Source organism: Streptomyces sp. NPDC050085, assembly GCF_044460595.1.
Taxonomy (GTDB): domain Bacteria; phylum Actinomycetota; class Actinomycetes; order Streptomycetales; family Streptomycetaceae; genus Streptomyces.
Window position 1 is genome coordinate 1,056,771 of the sequence record NZ_JBITJZ010000001.1, and the last position, 19,591, is coordinate 1,076,361.

General features: G+C 68.2%; 17 protein-coding genes. 5 read left to right on the forward strand and 12 right to left on the reverse strand.

The window, feature by feature from the left end:
• The first annotated feature begins 125 nt into the window (after positions 1–125).
• Together ACIBUY_RS04495 and ACIBUY_RS04500 are read left to right on the forward strand one after the other, a co-directional pair.
• Entirely contained in the window at positions 126–734 is a 609-nt protein-coding gene (locus ACIBUY_RS04495; protein WP_399152156.1) for an NUDIX hydrolase, read from the forward strand.
• A 123-nt stretch (positions 735–857) separates the two neighbouring features.
• Positions 858–1,523, forward strand: coding sequence for a hypothetical protein (locus tag ACIBUY_RS04500; protein ID WP_366078512.1), 666 nt, complete (start codon positions 858–860; stop codon positions 1,521–1,523).
• Between the two features lie 19 nt (positions 1,524–1,542).
• On the opposite strand, the gene ACIBUY_RS04505 is transcribed toward ACIBUY_RS04500, so the two are convergent.
• Complete coding sequence (locus ACIBUY_RS04505) at positions 1,543–3,669, reverse strand: hypothetical protein (RefSeq protein ID WP_399151758.1); 2,127 nt, start codon at positions 3,667–3,669, stop codon at positions 1,543–1,545.
• A 206-nt stretch (positions 3,670–3,875) separates the two neighbouring features.
• Between ACIBUY_RS04505 and serS the strand changes: the two genes are divergently transcribed.
• From serS to ACIBUY_RS04520, 3 genes are all read left to right on the forward strand, one after another.
• Positions 3,876–5,168: a serine--tRNA ligase gene (gene serS, locus ACIBUY_RS04510; RefSeq protein ID WP_399151759.1), complete on the forward strand. Its 1,293-nt coding sequence runs from the start codon at positions 3,876–3,878 to the stop codon at positions 5,166–5,168.
• 159 nt (positions 5,169–5,327) lie between these two features.
• Positions 5,328–5,627, forward strand: a complete 300-nt coding sequence (locus ACIBUY_RS04515) for a hypothetical protein (RefSeq protein ID WP_365567982.1) — start codon at positions 5,328–5,330, stop codon at positions 5,625–5,627.
• 80 nt (positions 5,628–5,707) lie between these two features.
• The gene (locus tag ACIBUY_RS04520; protein ID WP_399151760.1) at positions 5,708–6,046 is read left to right on the forward strand and encodes a hypothetical protein; all 339 of its coding nucleotides are present in this window, start codon (positions 5,708–5,710) and stop codon (positions 6,044–6,046) included.
• A gap of 103 nt (positions 6,047–6,149) precedes the next feature.
• Here the strand turns inward: ACIBUY_RS04520 and ACIBUY_RS04525 are convergent, their stop codons facing one another.
• The 11 genes from ACIBUY_RS04525 to ACIBUY_RS04575 form a co-directional block, all read right to left on the reverse strand.
• On the reverse strand, positions 6,150–6,353 hold the full coding sequence (locus ACIBUY_RS04525) for a cold-shock protein (RefSeq protein WP_160508150.1): 204 nt from the start codon (positions 6,351–6,353) through the stop codon (positions 6,150–6,152).
• A 342-nt stretch (positions 6,354–6,695) separates the two neighbouring features.
• Complete coding sequence (locus tag ACIBUY_RS04530) at positions 6,696–8,099, reverse strand: DUF6177 family protein (RefSeq protein WP_399151761.1); 1,404 nt, start codon at positions 8,097–8,099, stop codon at positions 6,696–6,698.
• A complete protein-coding gene (gene eccCa / locus ACIBUY_RS04535; protein WP_399151762.1) occupies positions 8,096–12,073 on the reverse strand; it encodes a type VII secretion protein EccCa in 3,978 nt (1,325 codons plus the stop codon). Before eccCa ends, ACIBUY_RS04530 begins: the two co-directional genes overlap by 4 nt.
• Entirely contained in the window at positions 12,070–13,188 is a 1,119-nt protein-coding gene (locus ACIBUY_RS04540) for a CpaE family protein (RefSeq protein ID WP_399151763.1), read from the reverse strand. The genes eccCa and ACIBUY_RS04540 overlap by 4 nt, the downstream gene beginning before the upstream one ends.
• Positions 13,189–13,239: 51 nt before the next feature.
• Positions 13,240–14,604 (reverse strand): type VII secretion integral membrane protein EccD, encoded by a 1,365-nt coding sequence (gene eccD / locus ACIBUY_RS04545; RefSeq protein ID WP_399151764.1) that lies wholly within the window; start codon positions 14,602–14,604, stop codon positions 13,240–13,242.
• A 30-nt stretch (positions 14,605–14,634) separates the two neighbouring features.
• Positions 14,635–14,922, reverse strand: a complete 288-nt coding sequence (locus ACIBUY_RS04550) for a hypothetical protein (RefSeq protein ID WP_365567964.1) — start codon at positions 14,920–14,922, stop codon at positions 14,635–14,637.
• Positions 14,923–14,989: 67 nt separating this feature from the next.
• Positions 14,990–15,853, reverse strand: a complete 864-nt coding sequence (locus tag ACIBUY_RS04555; protein WP_399151765.1) for an immunity 49 family protein — start codon at positions 15,851–15,853, stop codon at positions 14,990–14,992.
• Between the two features lie 3 nt (positions 15,854–15,856).
• Positions 15,857–18,319 (reverse strand): hypothetical protein, encoded by a 2,463-nt coding sequence (locus ACIBUY_RS04560; protein WP_399151766.1) that lies wholly within the window; start codon positions 18,317–18,319, stop codon positions 15,857–15,859.
• Positions 18,316–18,720, reverse strand: coding sequence for a DUF6507 family protein (locus tag ACIBUY_RS04565; RefSeq protein ID WP_399151767.1), 405 nt, complete (start codon positions 18,718–18,720; stop codon positions 18,316–18,318). The genes ACIBUY_RS04560 and ACIBUY_RS04565 overlap by 4 nt, the downstream gene beginning before the upstream one ends.
• A gap of 62 nt (positions 18,721–18,782) precedes the next feature.
• Positions 18,783–19,091 carry a pore-forming ESAT-6 family protein gene (locus tag ACIBUY_RS04570; protein ID WP_399151768.1) on the reverse strand — a complete coding sequence of 103 codons (309 nt, stop codon included), beginning with the start codon at positions 19,089–19,091 and terminating at the stop codon, positions 18,783–18,785.
• A 37-nt stretch (positions 19,092–19,128) separates the two neighbouring features.
• Positions 19,129–19,458: a hypothetical protein gene (locus tag ACIBUY_RS04575; RefSeq protein ID WP_399151769.1), complete on the reverse strand. Its 330-nt coding sequence runs from the start codon at positions 19,456–19,458 to the stop codon at positions 19,129–19,131.
• Between the last annotated feature and the right edge of the window lie 133 nt (positions 19,459–19,591).

Genomic DNA, 19,591 nt, shown 5'->3' on the forward strand with positions numbered 1-19,591 from the left:
ACCTACTCAAGGGCATACGGGCGCCGCCGGAGCGTCTCCGCGGGCCATGATGCCCGCCCCGCACATCGACCGACTTGACCGGCGAAACATGCCAACTCCCCTGTCATCATGCACCCGTGGCCACAATGGATTCCTCAACTGCGCCCGATCAACAGCTGCGTGCCCAGCTGCTGCAGGTGCTCAGCAGCATCGACCCTTGGGACAATCAGGAGCAGGCACACCTCGACGCAACAGTGCAGTGGATCGCCAGCGGCGCGCCCCTTTACAGGACGCTGAAACCCGCCACCCCCGCACAGCACCTCGTCAGCTACTTCGTCGTATTCAACGAGTCCCGCGAGGAACTCCTCCTCGTGGCCCACCGCAAGGCCGGTCTGTGGCTGCCCAGCGGCGGCCACGTCGAGCCGGCCGAGGATCCCTGGGACACGGTCCGCCGTGAATGCCGCGAAGAACTGCGCATCGACGCGGTCTCCTCCCCGCTCACTGGGGACCGTCCTCTCTTCGTCACCGTCACACCAACCCGCGGACCGGGACCCCACACCGACGTGTCCTTGTGGTACGTCCTGCAGGCAGACACGAGCCAGGTCACCTCCTTCGACGAAGCCGAGTTCGACGCGATCACATGGCTGTCCCTGGACCAGGTCCTCGCCACACCGATCAACACCCTCGACCCCCACATGCACCGATTCACGCGCAAGCTGATGAACTTGCTGCCCCGGTACAGGAGCACCCGTTGAAGCCCTCCAGCTGTCCGGAACAGACGAAGTCCTCGGGTGCCGCACGTCAGGGGTCAGCGCCTTCTGTAATGCCGACACTGGCGTACCCGAAGACGCCATCGAGCCGTTCGGCTGGTGATCCCCTTGACCAACCCGATGACCGACTACTCCACGCTCATCAGGCTCGACTCCGCAGAGCTCACCCGAGCTCTGAGGAGGCTCGCTCCACCCCACGCTCCCGGACAGTGGATCTTCGCGCTCCTCGACATCGCGCGCACCGACTACTACCCCGTCAACCAGGACCGCAGAATCAGCCTCACGGCACGCCTCGCTTTTGCTTCCAGGCTGCTCGACTTCGTCACCCGAGAGCTGAGGCCACGCGACGCTGCCTTGGTTGCCCGCGAGTACCTGAAGGTCGCACGCCATGCGATAGAAAGCGCAGCCCAGGAGGTGCCTCCTGCTCTCCAGACTGACGCCGTAGTCGCCCGCGCTCTGGAGTGCTTCGCCCTCACCCGCGAGCAGGCGATGAGCGTTGCGACGGAACGCCGGTTTCGGTATGCGGATGCGCTGAGTTCAGATCTGAGCGAGGCAGATTTCAACTCGGCAGTACGGACACAAGGTGACAAGGAACTAAGCGCGATAACCCACCTTTTGCAAGAACTCCAGTGGTTCCAGGGGAAGGCCACCGACAAGGCCATCGCGGACAAGCTGAAGTCTTGGATAGAGATCTATCCTCGCCTCACGCTCGGAAGAGAGATGACAACCCAACTGAATACGCGCCAGAAGAGGCTCCGTGGTGACCTTCCCTAACCCGTCGACCTGCACGCGGCTACGGGTAGACGCCGAGCTCATAGTGGGACACCCCGTCGTACACGGTCACGGTGCCGTCGTCGTGAATCTCGCCCCAGGGACACTCAGGGAGCGAGATGTCCTGGAAGCTGCCGGAGCAGCCCTCGCAGCAGTCGAAGTGATCCTGCCACGCGGTCACGTCCACTTCGGTGTGTGGAGAGCGCACCGTATGGATGTCGTGGCCGTCGCATTCCTCGTTGGTGCACGGTGCGCCGTGGCCACAGTCTGCGGTGCCGCACGGGCAGGGACGATCGCACGGGGCCGGTTCCCAGTTCTGGGTCGCCACGGCGCGTTCGCAGGGAGACCTGCGATGTGCCGTCAGGGCTGCCACGACATGCTGCCAGGATGCCCGGGTCGTTTTCTGAATGGCGCGCGTGAGCGCGACCACGTTGCCCAGATCGGGTTCCGTGCCGGACAGCCATACGGTCGGCGGTCCGTACGGGTCGTCCTCATTGCGGTACAACCGCGCGAAGTACATGCCTGTCCCCGTGTCGTAACCCCAGTCGCTGCCCCGCTCCCAGCCGTTGAGGGGCAGAGTAAGAGTGAAGTCCTCGACGATTCGCTGCCCTTGCGGCACGTAGAGTGCGGTCATCCGGTGCCACGGGCAATGTGCGAGTTCCCCTTCGACGATGTCGGTACAGACGTCGTTGAGTGCCGGATTCCCTCGGCAGCGCCGCTTGGCGTGATGGTCGCGGCAATACGTCTGCTTCACGTCGATGAGCTGGTCGCACTGCCATCCCCCTGTGTCGCTGGGTGCCATACAGCGCTGGCGGTGCGAGGCGGCGGGGTACCGATTGGCCAGGGTGCCCTCGGCCCGCTGTTGTTCGATCGCGCGATGGATCCGGGCCACGCTCTCGTAGCGTTCCGCTCCTCGCAGCGGGTAGACGCTGCCTTTCGTCGTCAGCAGGTTCGTGAAGGTGTCCGGGGTAAGTTGCGGTTGCAGCAGAAGCCGCAGATCGTTCTCGCCGAGCGGGTATTCCACCGCCTCGCCCGACCGGAGGAAGCTGCGCAGGCGTCGACTGGTGACCAGTTCGAGCCACAGCTCCAGCATCAGTTCGCAGTCATCGGAAATCGGCTGGAAGGACCAGCGTTCCTCCGCGTCATGGATGGTGCGGATGCCGCGGTGGGCTACGGTCCGGGACGCCGACTTCGCTCGTTCCCGCAGCCCCTGGGCGCGCGCCAGGGTGGTGAGGTCCAGACGTGGCGCTCGAAGGCCACCGTTCCTGACCACATGACGGGCGGCGTAGAGCGTGTCCACCGTCTTGGCGGCCAGCGCGCCGACGTCCACCACATCGCCGTAGGTTCGCAGGCAGCGGTAGTCGCCATCGAAGAGATTGTGGCCGATGATCAGGTCGACGTCTCCGGCCTCGGCGTGGAGGCCCGACAGGTTACGGTCTCGGAACGTGTGAAATGCCGTTTGCCGCCAGAATTCCCCTCCCGGCATATCGGCGGCGTCCTGCCGTTCCATGATCAAGAGGCCGACGACGTCGATGTCCCAGCGCTCGGGCAGACTCCGGCTCGCCACGCGCGCGTAATCCACATCCAGCACTCCCAGCGTGCGCGGCGCCCCCGAGGGCAACTGCCCTCTCGCAGGCGTGCGATAGACAGGGGCGTGGCCATACCGGTCGGCGTCCACGACGCTCGGGTCCGGCGCCACGATCGGAGTCCACGCCTCCAACTGCTCCGCGCTGGCAGATTCGCTGTCCCGTCCTCCGTGCGTACACACCGAGTGCGCGACATAAGGGGCGAACCCTCGTCGCCGCAGATCCAATGCACCCGGATCATCGGCGAGTTGACTCTCAGAAAACACCCACAGGTAGACCGGGACACCGAGATCGGACCGCAGGTACCACCCCGGTTGCAGCGGCGCCCGAGGGGCATCGATCTGGGGGACGAAATCGGATGAGTATCCGTCAGGAGGCTGCGCCGTGAGCTCCGGGATCGGCTGACCGGACTCCCGCGCCGCGTCGATCAACGCCTGAAACATCCACCCGCGCGACGGCACCCGCGGCCCACCGAGCTTGATCACGGGCGGCAGCTGCTCGCGCGGCGCATTGCCGGTGCGCCGCGCCCGCGACGGCGGCTTCTTCTTCCGCTTCTTCGGCATACACCGGACAGTAGACGCCCCCAGTGACAATGGTGGCGCCAAGTCGGCCTGCCCGACGGCCCGTTGCCCCTACCCGACGTCGGGAGGTGCACGATTCCCACGTGCCGCCACGGTACCGAGTGGAAAATGCGGACCGGCGAACGGGGGCTGATTGCTACCGTCGCGGCACTGTCCTCTCCTCGCCGGTGACGTAAGGATCTCCCCTCATGCATGATGCCCGCGCCCTGATCGACATGGGTGCCGAAGCGGTACGTCGGCTCGCTCGTCGCGGTTACTCCCTGGACCTGTCCCGGCTGGAAGACCTCCAGTCCCGGCGCAACCAGGGCATCCGCTCGGCCGACGAGCTGCGGGCGGAGTCCAAGCGGGTGGCGAGCGAGGTCCAGCAGACCGCCAAGCAGGGTGGGGACATCTCCAAGCTGAAGGAGCGCGCCCGCGAGCTGAAGGACCAGATCCGCGACATCGAGGCCGCGCAGGAAAAGGTCCAGCAGGAGCTCACCGAGCTCCTGCTGACCATCCCAAACCTCCCCGACGACGAGGCCCCGGACGGCGACTCCGAGGAGTTCGCGGTCGAGATCCGGCGCGTCGGCAACCCGCCGGCGTTCTCGTTCGAGCCGAAGGACCACGTCGACCTGGGCGAGGCCACCGGCATCCTCGACTTCGCCCGCGCCACCAAGCTGTCCGGCTCGCGCTTCGCGGTCTCCCGCGGTGCCGGCGCCGCCCTGGAGCGCGCGCTGGCCACGCTCTTCCTCGACATCCACACGCGCCGCCACGGCTACGTCGAGCACGGTGTCCCGTACCTGGTGACCCGCAAGACGATGACCGGCACCGGCCAGCTGCCGAAGTTCGAGGAGGACCTGTTCAAGACCGGCGCCGCCGATCGCGACCTGTTCCTCATCCCGACCGCCGAGGTCCCCCTCACCAACCTCTACGCCGACGAGATCATCCCGCCCACCGAGCTGCCCCTGGCCCTCACGGCCCACACCCCGTGCTTCCGCTCGGAGGCCGGCTCGTACGGACGCGACACCCGCGGCCTGATCCGCCAGCACCAGTTCTCCAAGGTCGAGATGGTCAAAATCGTCGACCCGGAGACCGCGGACACCGAACTGGAGACCCTGGTCGGCCATGCCGAGGCGTGCCTGAAGGAGCTCGGTCTCGCCTACCGCGTGGTCAAGCTGGCCGCCGGCGACACCGGCTTCTCCGCCCAGCTCACGTACGACATCGAGGTCTGGATCCCCAGCCAGAACACCTACCGGGAGATCTCCTCGATCTCCAACTTCGGCACCTTCCAGGCCCGCCGCGCCAACATCCGCACCCGCGGCGAGGACGGCAAGCCCAAGCTCGTCGCCACCCTCAACGGCTCCGGCCTGCCCGTCGGCCGCACCCTGGCCGCGCTCCTCGAGCAGTGCCAGCAGCAGGACGGCTCCATCGTCCTGCCCGAGTCCCTCGTCCCCTACCTCGGCTTTGGCCGGATCACAGCGGACGGAACGCCCGAGGCATAGGGGCCCGCCGGGGCCAGAACCCTCGGTGAGGCGGGTGAGCCGCGGGCACGCTGTGGGCGATCTTGATATTCCTCAGCCACACACGCGGCGCCGAGGGGCGCCGGGGATTGGGTAGCGCATCGCCCGGACCGGCCGCTTCGGCAGGGTGCCCGCGTCCCGGTGGTCGACGCTCCCGACCGCGTGTGGTGGTTGTTTCCCCTGGCCACCACCCTGCTGACCGCACTGCTCGCCTACCTGGACCACATCTGGGTCCCGCGCACGCTCGTATGGGACGTCGGCTATGTGGTGATACTCGGGCTCCTGGCCGCCAGTTGGCTACTGCCCCGCACGCGTCACTGCCGTATCCCGCGGCTCGGACCCGGCGCCTCGGCCTGCGTCCTCACTCTCCTGTACGGCAAGGTGATCACGGTCGTGGCCTACGCCCTCGGCATCCTGTTCTGGCTCAAGAACGGGGACTGACCGCGCCCCGCGTATTACTCAGGGCCGCATGAGTACCGGCGCTCATGTGGGGCGGCCAGGCAGCCTTCTACGTTCCTGTCATGAGTGTTCAACAGGGATTGTCCGCACGGCCGTTGCCCGTCGGCTCGGTGTCGCTGACGCTCGGCGCACTCTCGCTCGCGCTGTTCGCGAGCCCGTGGCTGCCGGCAGCGCTGCCGCCCGCCGTCCGGTACTTCCCGCTCTACCTGACCATTCCCGCGGGGATCTGCGCCATCGCCGCCGGGATCAACTCCCTGCGCCAGGTAAGCGGTCACGAGGGAGTCCTGCGATGGCGGGCCCGGGCCGGCATCGCCTTGGGCACGCTCGCCATCATCGTCCCCCTCGCCGTCGTCGCCATCGGCTGCATCATGCTGTCGCACGAGTACGCACGCGGCTACTGACCGGCTCAGGCACCTCCGCCACAGGCCCCTGTATCACTCCGAAGCTACTTCGGCACGACGCCCGCCACGGTAAACCGTGGCGGGCGTCGTGGAGTTGTGCAGGTCAGGCGGGAGTGATGTTCTCCGCCTGCGGGCCCTTCTGGCCCTGGGTGATGTCGAAGTTCACCTTCTGGCCTTCCTGCAGCTCACGGAAGCCGGAGGCGTTGATGTTCGAGTAGTGGGCGAAGACGTCCGGGCCTCCACCGTCCTGCTCGATGAAGCCGAAGCCCTTTTCCGCGTTGAACCACTTAACGGTTCCCGTAGCCATGTTGTCCTCCAAGGGGACTCGAAGTCGGCGCCCGCACCCTGCGGGAGCCGGAGGTGGTCGTCCTGGCCCTCAGAGACGCTAAACAGCAAGCTGCCCGTGAACTCGCGTCCACGGGCGGTACTTCGGAACCACGACTGCTGACCTGGACGCTACACGGCCCCATGCGGTCAAAGCTACGAGCAACGGATCTTTCTCCTTTGCCGTCCCGGCTATGCCTGTTCGTCCGCCCGCTCCACCGTCTTCGCCGCCGCCTTTTGCACGGTGTCGATCTCCAGGCAGCACAGCCTCCGCGGCCATCTTGGGCTCTCCTGCCACATCGATTCGCGCCAACAGCCGTGCAGCTCAGGCTTGTTGCAGGTGCCTCGTCAGGCGCTGCAGGGTCTCCCAGCCTTGGGGATCGTTTCCGTCGCTGATGCGGTAATGAAGCACAGGCTCGGATGGCGGGCCGAGGGTGATGGGTGGATCGATGCCTGGCGGGTGTTCGGCGAGGTCGCGGTTGATAGTCCGTGTCTCCACGTGGCCCAGCGTCAGGGTGAGGGGCAGGGGCGGAGGTTCGAAATACGGCGGGACGGTGAGGTCGCCACGTGCCGTACGTACGGAGGCGAGCAGGCTGGCGAGGCCGTGGTCGGCGTCAAGTTCCGTGGCAAGGGTCCCGATCTCCTGCACCGGCAGCTCGTCGCTCGCGTAGCCGATGGTCAGGGCGATATCTTCCTCGACCCCGGTTGGGGTACGCAGCACGCGCACGGTGGCCAGAGCGGGGCGGTTGTTCTGCCCGACGGCGGTGAGCAGGGTGGGCTGGGGTGCGCGGGAGCGGGCGAGTTCGGTCAACTGGCGTGTGGACCAGGGCAGGTTGATCGGTTCGGCGGTGCTCCATCCTGCTGGTGGTGCGCCGGTCAGGTGGAGGAATGCCGTCTCGACGGCTCCGCCGAGTTGTAGGTCGGCCGTGGGCGCGTGGCGGGTGCGGATGTTGATGAGGAGTTGGCGTTCGCCGCTGTTGTCGACGTGTTGGAACGGCCTCGCGATCGGGGCCTGTCCGCTGTCGTCGGCCTGCGGGGTGAAGATGCCGTTCTTCCAGTGGAGTTGGGCTCCGGACAGCCCGTCATAGAGGCCGAGTTCGGGGTCTTGGATGACCCAGCGGTTGGGCAGTCCGCGTAGCGCGGTGCGCAGTGGAAGGGTGAGGCGGCTGGTGGGTGGGGTGACGATCTGGAAGGCGCGGTCGGTGTCGGCGGCCACGTGCAGGGCGTCGGAGAGCCAGGTGGTCAGCGGGACGATGGGCCGGTCCTGGATGATCACGGCGGCGCGCTCGGTGAGGACGTCGACAGCCGGGATCCCGGTGTCGGGGACGGGAACCGCGGTGATGTCGGTGTCCAGGGGGACGACGTCGGTGGTGGGGGTTGGGTGGGGCCAGACGGTGCCGTCGAGGACGGTGGCCACGCGTCCGGCGAAGGAGGCGGCGAGGTGTTCGGCTTCGGCGATGGCGGTGGAGGCGCGGGCCTCGGTCCACCACACGGGTCCGTCTCCGGGCGGTGCGGGGATGCCGAGGAGGCGGTCGATCTCGCTGCGGGTGTGGACGAGGGTGGGTGCCTCGATGGAGACCAGCGGGCGCCCGTCGGCTGCGCACAGTTGGATGACGGCGCCCTCGGCGATGGTGCCCACGCGCAGGTCGGGGCCGCCCGCGTACAGGCCGGCCAGCACGGTGGTCCAGTCCGGCAGGGTGGGGGTGAGGGCGATGGCGTCCTTGGTCACGGGGTCTCTTCAACGCTGAGGGCGGTCTGGATGAGCTGGTGGCCGCGGCCGCGGCGGACCAGGATGCCGCGCCCGGGCGGCTGGTGGGAGGCGTACAGGCCGGGGAACAGCTGCCCTTCAGCGCGTTCGCCCGCCATGACCAGGGCGGTGGTGCCGGTCTCGCGCAGCGCGGTCAGCAGCGGTTCGTACAGGGCGCGGCCGGATCCTGCGGTGCGGCGGGCGATGACGAAGTGCAGGCCGATGTCCTGGGCGGAGGAGATGTAGGGCAGGAACGCGGCGAGGGGTTGTTGGCCTGCTGCGGTGAGGATGTCGTAGTCGTCGATGAGGATGACGATGCGCGGGCCACTGAAGCTCGGTTCGGCCTCGGTGTTGTCCGGGTCGGCGGTCTCGGGCAGGCGTTTGGCCAGCTCAGTGCTGATGCCCGTGGCGAGGGCGTCGGCGAGGGTGGCGTTGTGGGCGTAGCCGCCACGGTAGGGCTCGGGGATGACCCCGCGCAGGCCGCGGCGCGGGTCGAAGATCCCGAAGACCAGTTCCTTGTCCGTGTAGCGGGCGGTCAGTTCGCGGGCGATGTGGGTGAGCAGGTTGGTCTTGCCGCACTCGTTGTCGCCAAGGATCAGCAGATGCTGGTCGGTGCCGAACAGGTCGAGCAGGACCGGGCTGAGGGTGTCCTGGTCGACGCCGAACGGCACCCGCTCCGGTTCCGCTGCCACGGTGGGCAGCTGCGTCGCAGGCAGCTGGGTGGGCAACATGCGGACGGGTGGGGCGAGTTCGCCGCTCCAGGAGGCGCGGATAGTGCGCGCGGTGCGTTCGACCGCCGCGCCCAAGTCGCTCGTATCCGGCTGGTGGTCGATGCGGGGCAGGGCAACCTGGGCGAACAGTTTGCCGTCGGTCAGGGCACGGCCGGGGGTGTCGGCGTCGAGGGTTTCGGAGAGTTTGCGGTCGATGGAGGAGTCGCTCGCATCGTTGAGGTGGAGTTCGATGCGGGCGCCGAACATCGACTGGGTGGCGATGCGGACATCGTTCCAGCGCAGCATTCCGGCGATGACGTGGATGCCGTAGGCGCTGCCCCGCTTGAGGAGTTCGGCGACCTGGTCGTCGAGGTCACTGAACTCATCGCGCAGCGCACCGAAGCCGTCGATGAGCAGCACGATGTCGGTGGCACCGAGTTCGGGCAGCCGCCCTTGGGCGCGCAGGCGGCGCAGCTGGTCGAGGGAGTCGATCCCGCCCAGGCGGAAGGCTACCTCGCGGGCGGCGAGCTGGGCGCGGACCTCGGCGACCGTGCGGGCCACGCGCTCGTGGTCGGCGCGCGAGGCAATGCCACCGACATGCGGCAGATCCGCGAGTGCGGACAGGCCGCCCCCGGCCAGGTCGATGCCGTACACGGCGACCTCGGCCGGGGTGTGCGTCAGTGCGAGGGAGAGGGCGAGGGTGCGCAGCAGGGTGGTCTTGCCGGACTGGGGGCCGCCGATGATCGCGGTGTGGCCGCCGGCGGTGGTCAGATCCAGGTGCCAGGGCTGCTGCCACTGCCGCGTCGGATCGTCCAGGGTGCCGATCGGCACCTGCAACGGGGTGCGCGGCCGCGGCAGGCGCAGCCCGCCCGCATCTGCCTCCAGCGGGCCCGCGGCCGCGTCCAGGGTGGTGGCTTCGGGCAGCGGCGGCAGCCAGATGCGGCGGACCGGCGGGGCCGCCGCAGCGAGTTGATCGACCATGACCGACAGCAGACTCGGACCGCTCTCGCGCGGCGTGGCTCGGGGCTCGTTGGCAGGCGCGTCGGACGTGGGCGGGCTGTTGTAGGTGAGGTAGGGGCGGGCGAGCGGTCCCCGCTCGCGTTCGTCGTCGCTGTGGGTGGGGCCGTGGTAGGTGCCGGAGACGTATCCGGCTTTGAAGCGTTCGTAGGTGGAGGTGTCGACCTTCAGATAGCCGAAACCCGGGAGCGGCGGCAGGTGGAAGGCGTCCGTGGTCTCCAGCACGGTGCGGGATTCGTCGGCGGAGAAGGTGCGCAGACCCAGCCGGTAAGACAGGTAAGTGTCCAGGCCCTTGAGTTTGCCGCCCTCGATGCGCTGGCTGGACAGCAGCAGATGCACGCCGATCGAGCGGCCAATCCGGCCGATCGACAGGAACAGGTCGATGAAGTCCGGCTTGGCGGTGATCAGTTCACCAAACTCGTCAATCACGACGAACAGGTGCGGCAGCGCCTCCAGGTCGGGGCGGCTGGTGGCCCTCAGGTGGGCGTAGGAGCCGATGTCGGCAATGTTCCCGGCGTCCTTGAGGACCTGCTGACGCCGCTTGACCTCTCCCGCCAAGCTGGCGTGGACGCGCTCGACGAGCCCGGCCTGGTTCTCCAGGTTGGTGATCATCCCGGCGACGTGCGGGAGCTGGGTGAACGGGGCGAAGGTGGCGCCACCCTTGTAGTCGACCAGCACCAGGGCCAGGTCCTCGGGCGCATGCGTGGCGGCCAATGCGAGGACGAGGGTGCGCAGCAGCTCACTCTTGCCCGAGCCGGTGGCGCCCACGCACAAGCCGTGGGGGCCCATGCCCAGTTGCGAGGACTCCTTCAGATCGAGGAGGACGGGTTGGTGGCGGTCGGTCAGTCCGATCGGCACGCGCAGGAAGTCGCGTTCGGTGCGCTTGGCCCACAGCCGCTTCAGGTCCAGGCGCCCCGCGTCCTCAATGCCGAGCAGGGCCGGGAAGTCGACCGGCCCGGACACCGGGGTGCCCTCGGCGGCCGACTCGGCGGACAGGCGCAGCGGCGCCAGCATGCGGGCGATGCCCTCCGCGCCGGCGATGCTGACCTCGTCGACCACACCCACCGTCGACACCGGGGTGGGGGTGCGCAGGTCGTCAACCACGATCTGGTCCCCGTGCACGGTGATCCGGACGCTGATGTGATCGGGTTCGTGGACCTGCTGCTCGAGCAAGTGGAGGACGGTGACGCCCATGTCGGGCAGGCTCACCGCCTCGTCCGGGCGCGGCAGTTCGGCGGCGACCTGGCCGTGCGTGTCGCTGACCACCAGCAGGCGCGCCGCCATGTTCAAGGCGTCGCGGGCCGCAAGTCCGCGGCGGACCTCGGCCGCGTACCCGGCGCGCTGCCCGAGATCGACCGCGCAGCGGCGGGCCAGCCCGGCGAGCGTGGGGGCGATGCGACGGGCCGGGAGCGGGCCGTCGAACGTGTGCGGATCCAGCGTGTGCGGCAGCCACTTGGCCCACGCCCACTGCGCCTCGTCACCGCTGGCCACGGCGAGTCCAGCGTCGTCGGGGGCGTGCATGACCACGGCCTGGGTCAGCAGGGCGCGGGCCACACGCAGGACGTCCTCGCGCGCGCCGATGATGCTCACATTCCCGGCCCGGTCCAGCGGGACGGTGAGCGGGAAGTCCGCGGCCGTCGTAAAACGCTGCTGCAGTGCACGGGCCTCATTCAGCATGAACGGGTCCGGCGGCGTCAGCACCCCGCCCGTGCTGTTCTGTGTGACGGTGAGCTCTTGCACCGCCACATCACCCGCCCCGGCCCGTACCTGGAGGAAGTCCGCGTCCAGGCGGCGGCGCTCCCACAGCCGGGCCGGATCGCGCACCAGGTCGTACAGGGCCGCAGGCGGCGGGTTGAGCAGCCGGGCAGCGTCACGCCGCTGTCGCTCGGCGGTGCTCAACTCCTCGCGCAGCTCCTCCAGATACTCCAGATACCGCTCCCGCTGCACCCGCCGCGTCCGCGTCGCCTTGCCGCGCTGGGACAGGAACAGGGCAACCGCGCCGAACAGGGCGGCGACCAGGACGATCGCGCCGAGCGCGGCGAACTGGCTGTTCCGGATGATCGTCATCATCACCACGGAACTCATCACCCCGGCCATCGGCAGCAGCGCGGTCGCCGCGTTACCGATCTTGCCTTCGGGCAGGTTCGGCGGCGGCTCGATCGCCCGCGCCTCCGCCGCCGCAAGGGGCCGGGCGGAGCGGGCGGGGCGGTGTACGAGGTGCTGGGTCATCGCACGCTCACCGCCCGCCGCATCGCCTCGGCCGCGAGCTGCACGGCCGCCTCTCTCGCGCCTCGGCTGAGCCGGTCGGTGTGGATGGGCCCTCCTTGGGCGAGATGGCGGTCATAGGGCAGCTGCACCACCGGGACGCCGGGCAGACGCAGATGCCCCGCGGCCACTTCCGGGTCCAGCGACGCGTCCGCGGACTGGGTGTTGAGGACGACGACGGTCGTCTCCAGTGCGGCGTGCGGCAGCTGGGCCAGCCAGTCCAGGACCTGCCGGGTGGCATGTACCCCTTCGGCCGTCATCGGCGCCACCACGATGCGTACGTGCGCGGTGTCCATCGCGGTGCGCGCGACCTCGCCGGGCAGCGACTCGCAGTCCACCACCGTCACCCCGAAGTAGCGGCGCAGCGCCAGCGTGACCGTGCGATAGGTGCGCATGTCCAGCGGGGCGCCGACGCGGCCGTGGCTGGCGGGCAGCAGCCAGCCGCCGTCCGCGACCGGCACCAGATACCCGGTCACATCGGTGAGCTGCATCGCGGGGGTGAGGATCTGGGCTATATCGGCGCACGACCAGCGCACCGCCTCTGCCCCCAGCCGGGTCGGCAGCGAGCCCAGGGCGGCATCCGCCTCCAGCGCGAGCACCGGATCGTGCCGGTAGTGGTTGAACGTGCGGCCCAGCAGGGCGGAGACGGTCGACTTGCCGACCCCGCCGCGGATCGAGGTCACCGCGATGACCCGGCCGGTGGTGACGGGCTGCTGCACCTCACGGGCCAGCCGCGTCTGCTCGGCCACCTCCTGGCCACTCGACGACGCCAGACGGCGCAGCCCCGCACCGGCGCGCCGGGTGAGCGAGTCACCGTGCTGCGGCCCGCCCAGAGCGATCAACAGACGTGGGTCGATGGCCGGTACCGACTGCGGTACCGGACCGGGCAGATTCGCACTGTGGCTCTGCCGCGGCACCGGAGGGGCCGCTGGGGCGGCAGGCTCGTGGTCCGGTGGCGGGGCGGGCGCTGCGGACTCGGGACCGGTGGCCCCGGCGCTCTGTTCGAGCACAGGTCGGCTCGGGGCATCGGTGCCCAAGTCCCGCAGCAGCGCGTGCTGCCAGTCACTCTCCCCAGCCATACCGATCTACCGACCCATCCGTCCTACGCCGCCTGTGTCCTGCCGTGCCTCTCACGTGAAGGTGCCCAGCAGCCGCTCGTACACCCCGAACACGCCCAGCACCAGCGGGAACATGGAGATCACCGCCAGCGACTCGATCGCATCACCCAGGCGTCGCAGCCTCACCCTCACATGCTCCGCCGGCTCCACGACCAGCGCTGTCAGAGGGAACAGCGCCAACACCACGAGCGCGGCCAGTGGTCCGGCGGCAGGTCCGCGATGCAGCCAGTGCACCACCAGCACGAGCAGCACCACACCGGAGGCGATCAGCAGCGCTACCACCTGGGCGATGAGTGGGAAGGCCCGGGCACGGAGCGCGAGCGCCGTCAGCATCACGGTGCTCAACAGCACCGTCCACACTGACACCTCACGCACTGCCAACACCCCTGCCGCTGCCGACGAAACAGCAAGCACGCAGGTGGCCAGCGTCAACCCGCGATGCGACGCGGCCAGCGCCGTGCCCACCTCATACCGGCTCACCGACGCACCTCCGGTGCGCCGGTCATCCAGACCGGTCAGCCCGGATGCCATCAATGCGACACGCGGCAGCACACCCAAGGCCACCACGCACACGACGGCTACCAACGCCCCGGCACGCGACAGACCTGCACTACCCGGAGCACCGCCCTGGGCAGCGAGCGCGGCCTCCCACAGCACCACCACACCGAAGAGGCCCCCGGCGCCGAGCAGAGCGCCGCGCCCCAGCCGCGTAAACCACGCGGCCAACAGCAAGGACACCCCCACCGCACCGGCGACCCCGGCCAGCCTGGCCGCCCCACTCCACGCATGGGCATCCGCGTACGTCCAGGCACTGAGCACACCGAGCGCGCCGCCCGCACCGATCAAGGTTGCGGCCGGCGCCTGCCGACCGGTGCGCCCCACCAGGGCGCCGGCGGCCCATGACAGCACCGCCACCGTCAACAAGCCCGCGGCGACCGCCGAGAACGTGAACTGCCCCCGAGCCAGAACGGCTGCGGCCACTGCCCACACAATGCTCGCCAACCCAGCGACTATCCGCCGCACGGCAGGGCGCCAGCGCCACGCGCGCACGCCGAGATCGTCCGCGCTCTCATCGGACACGTCATGAACAACCGGAGCCGACGGCGCGTCCTCGACGCGGACCAGCCGCAGCACCGCACCGTCGACAACCCCCGCCGACTCCAGGGTGGCGTCGTGGGCGAGCGCCGAGCCGTCCGCGGTGATCAGGTGCCGCAGCTCGGGCCGCGCCCCCACCTGGTCGTCCAGAAGCCGCAGCACCTCCGGCAACAACAACCCGACTGGCTCGCGTGCGGGGAGTACCAGGTCAATCCGGCGCCGCTCACCGATCAGCGTCACCCGGCTCAGGGCCGTATGGCCGTCGACCAGGGTGCGGCTCAAAGAGCCCGTAGACATCACGCGTTCAACCAATCACCGAGAAGAAGCAGAAGGAGACACCGAAGGCGCGGGAGGCGGTGTGGTCGTCGTGCCGGACACCCCGTAGGGGGATTTACCGATCACGCGGTGCGAGATGAACGACCAGCCCACGCACCCCGCACACACCACCGCCGCGATCACGATCCCGGCGAACACCTTGCCCAGCCGCTCGTCCCACGACCGCCGCTGACGCTGCGCACCGAACAACACCGCATCACGCAGCCGACGACGGCGCACCGCCACCGACTCCAGCAGCTGACTGTCGTAATCCTGCGCGGTCATAGGGGGACCTCACTGGCATGCCCACAACAGGCGGTCACTAGCCGTCCGGTGCCGATCCCCTGCATGCTCACGTCTCGAACTCTCCCACCCAGGCGCGCTGAAGAAGGTGCTGGGGCAGGTACTCGGATTCGACCTCGACCGGGAACCCTGCGTCGAGGGCCAGGCAGGCCATGGCGAGAGGACCAACAGCGACGAAACCCGCGCTGCTGGTGGCCCGCTCCTCATCCTGACTCCAGTAAACCTTGTGCCAGCGCAGCGCGTCGCGCAGGGCCTCGTTGAACTGCTCGGGCTCACGGGCGAGGTAGCGGTAGAACAGGTTAATCGGGGGATACAGGACTTTGAGCACCAAGTCCGCGTCTGCCACCTGGATCGACTCGGGCGAGGTGCCGTCCATCGCCGCGGTCAGCAAAGCGCCCACATCGCCGCCCTGCCGCCAGGCGGTCTGCAGGGCCTCCACCCATACGTAGATGTACTCGTCGAACACGGCGCCCGACGCGCGCAGCAGCTCGACCGGCACGTTGACCAGCTGGAGCAGGCGGTCCTGCTCACGGCAGATGATCGCGAGCCAGAACGCGTTCAGCCAGGTACCTGGGTCGGTGAAGTGCTGTGGGCCGTTCAAGGCGGGAATGGCTCGCGCCTTGTCCGCGATCCGGCACTCGATGTCCGGTCCATCAGCGGTGGCCGAGGCGAAGAGAGCAGAACCCACCTGCATCGCGGTGACCCATGCCTCCCAGGTGGGGAGATCGTTGGCGCGCGGATCGACCGCGCAGTGCATCTGGGCCGCGAGTAGGGAGCTACCGAACGCAAGATTGAACCCGCTCGGCGACTCCTCCAGCCTGTCGATCTTCCGGCGAGCGCTCCGGTCGAGATTCACTGCGCGCTCCGCGAGCCCCTCCACAGAGAACTCGTGCCGCTGCACGTAAGCGGACATCCTTTAGCGCCCCTTGCCGATGTTGAAGTACTTCAATACGTAGCCACGATACTGATCCCCGACCGGGTTGGCCCTAACCTCAACGTAGTCGAGATTTCCCTTTTCGAGCGCCTCTGCCAATTGGTCCGCCAAATCGGTTTCCCCGCGCTCTTCCATCTTGAGCAGCGTAGCTTCGAAATATTCTCGGGTCCCTTGCTGGTACTCCCGCCCGTCGCCCAGAATACGCTTACCCAGTTCAGTAGTGGTAGACGCCTTGGCTTCGACCACTACATAGCGACCAGACGGTGTTCTCCAGATTTGGTCGAACTTGAATCTGCCGCGGCTTCCATCATCAAGTCGAGTGGACCCAGGGAAATGATCCGGAACCGCATGATACCTTGCGGAATCTTCCCCCAGCTCCTCCGCCGAATCCCGAACCTCGGTGTGAGTTTCCTTATATTCCGCTACGGCATCGTGAAGGGCTGCTTCATTTTCAGGTGTCTTGTGCGCATCGTAATGCGCCTGAGCAGCCTGCTTCTTCTTTTCTGCGACCAAATCGGCATCAATGGCGTGTCGCCGCCGCACCGCGTCGGAATCGAGCGTGGGACGGTGTTCGGGAGCGACCGTCGCAGGGTCTCCAACATGTGCACCTGGGTGGTGCACCGCGCGCACCGTGTCCAGATTCGCCGTCCACGGCCGGTTCGGGTCACCGGTGCGATACATCTGCGACAGCCGGTCGCCAAATTCGTCCTCGCCCTCGATCGAGCGCCTCCGACCGGAAGGGTAGTAGTGCTTCTTGACCCACTCAGGGTCAGAGTTCGCTCGGTCGAGTTGCCTCTTAAGGATCTCCTCGTCCGACATACCAGCTCGATGAGAGGCGGACTGATCACCGGCGTCAGGCCCGTCGTGGCCACCTCGACCGACGCCATCTGTGCCGCCACCATGCCCTGCAGCGCCGCTGCCACTCCGGGGCGGCGGCACATCCGATCCTGCCCCGTGTCGGCCGTCGGCACTACCCGCCGCATCACCGCTCGACGGAGTGGAGTTGTGCGCACTGCTGTGACCCGCGGTCGCGTCGCGTCCTGCCCCAGAGGCCAGGTCGTCGCCAGCGTGCGCGGTGGCGTTCGGGGTGCGTGAGGCGGCGCCCGCCATGGCGGGCTGCCGAACGGAGTCCGGTTCGGGTGCGCTGCCGGTGCGGGGCTGTTCGGTCTTCGACTCGTCGGGGACGAGCTTGCCGTTCTTGTCGTAGGCGATGAACTGGCCGTCCTTGACAAGGACTTTGGAGCCGTCGCTGAGCTCGATGACACTGTGCACGCCCTGCGCGTCCACAGTGCCGGCTTTCGTCGCAGGCAGGAGGCGTGAGGTGAGGTCGGAGAGTTTGGGCAGCTTGCTGACGGCCTGGCCGGTGGCCTTGAGGCCGACGTTGACCGGGTCGATGAACTCGCCGACCTTGGCGGCGATGCCCGCGGTCTTGGCCACCGCACCGGCTTCGGCTGTCTTGGACGCGACGGCCAGCGGCCCGGCGCCGAGGGTGGCCACGTTGAAGACGACGGTGCCCGCCGCGCGGGCCGGGTTCTCGTCCCACTTGTCCCAGGCCACCAGGCTCTTGAAAAACTCCTTCGCGGCCTTCTTCTGCCGATCCGAGGTGGGATCAGCGGGGCCGGGGCCGATGGTTTTGTCCATCACCCAGTCATAGGGGGAGGCGACGTACTGGCCGATGCCGCCGAGGACGTCTCCGAGCCCGCCCCAGGCATCGCCGGCGCGGTCGCCGCCGTGTCCGCCGACCAGAGTCCACAGTCCGTCCAGGCCGCCGACGATGTTGTCCTTGACGATGCCGTCCCAGAAGAAGCTCTTCGCGCCGTGCCCGAACCAGGCCGCGCTCCACGGCTCGTAGGTCCGCTCCTCCTGAACGCCCCAGGGCAATTCCTTGGCGTGCTCGAGCGTCTTGAGGTCGTAGCCGTACATCACCGTCTTCTTGTTGACGGTGTGATACCCATCGTCGGTGATGAACTTCGGGCCGCCCACCAGGGCGGAGATGGTGGTGGCGGCGCGGCGCTCGGCCTCCTGGAAGGCATGCTGCGTCGTACTGACGCCGTCCATGAGTGCCTGGTGGCGGTGGACCTTGTCCTCGTCCTCAGTCCAGTCGTCGTCGCCTTCGACACTGTCGACGAAGGCGATCGCGTCCGCCTTGAGCTGCTTGAGCTTGGCGGCCAGCGGGCGGGCCTCGGCGGAGTAGGTGTCCAAGGCGCCGGCGACCTTCTCCAGTTTCGTGGCGAAGGTGTCGGAGCCGTCCATGACCGGCCGGGTGGTGGCGAACAACTGGTCGGCCTCGGGCGCCTTGTAGAACGCGCCGAGCATCTGGAAGCGGGAGTGCACATCCTCACCGCCGTTACGGATGCCGATGGCGTCGCTCTGCAGCGCCGAGACGTCCTTGTCGAGCTGGTCGAAGTCCCCGGTGAACTGAGGGATCCCGGACGGCTGGATCACTTGGTGCCGCCTTCCTGCCCGTGGCCCGCACCCTTGCCCTGGCCCGGCATGTCGATCTTCGGGGCGGCCAAGGCGTTGTGCTGGGCATGGGCGGCCATCTCAATGTGGCCGAGGATGTAGTAGCCGGTCGCCTCACGGGCGCCGTTGACCGACTTCGCCGCCCGCGCGGGAAGGCGCAGCACATCTTCCAAGGTCTCGCTGGCGAAGATCTGCAGCGCGGCCTTGATCGGACCGGTGGGCACCGTGCCGCAGTAGGCGCCGCTGATCGTGCCCGCCGACGTGCCGGCGCTCTCGACGTCCGTGCCGTACGCCTTGATGTCCTTGTTCATGTCATCCATGGCCATCTCGACCAGGCCGGTCACGAACTCCACCCCGGACGAGGCAATGTCCCACCCTGTCACGCCGAACCCCCGTTAAAACTCATCCACTTCACTTCACCCATACCGACCGAGCCGCAGCGGAGTCAGCCGATGTTGTCGACCGCGGCCTTCGCCTTGGCGAGGGTGGCCTGGGCGGTGCCGTCGTTCTGCTCCAGCGTGGTGCGCACCAGGCGGATGATGTCGCGGACCTCGTTGGCCGCCTTGTTCCAGCGGATTTCCTTGCCGTGGTACTCATCCGAAACACCGTCGGCCTGGTAGTCGGCCATCGCCGCCTTCACCGCGCGGTCGCGGTCCCCGAGCACGCTTTCCAGGCGGCCGATGATGCCCTGCAGCCCGCCCTGCACCTCAGCCGAAGCACCGGTGTCGTACGAGCGGCGGTCCTGACTTGCCATGTTTCACTCTCCCCGTGTGATGTCGATCGTGCGGCGGTCAGCCGCTAAAGCGGGCCGCATCAAAGTTGGCGGCGCCCATGTTGTGCTTGGCGTTGTCCGACTGCTCCACATCACCGGTGCCGAACGCGGTGTCCATGCCGGACTGGCCGCCCAGGATCGAGGCCAGCGAACCGTTCAGCTCCGCGGTGATGCCGTCGGCGTGCTGCTTGAACGAGTCGAACATCGCCTTGCCCTCACCGTTGAACTTGCCCTCCAACGGCTGGGCGGCAGCAATCAGCTGCTGGATCAGCGTGCCCAGATCACCATGTGATCCGTCGGTGCTCCGCGTCAGCGTCGACAGTGTCGTCGACCCCATGTCGAACTTCATGCCGTTCCCCCTCCACTCCCGCCGCCGCATGCCTCGTGCGGCATCTGGCGGCTCGTGCGTATCACGTGTTGCACAGTTCGCCGAACATCCTCTCCCATCACCCGTTGCAGAGGCAACGCAGATCGAGACAGGC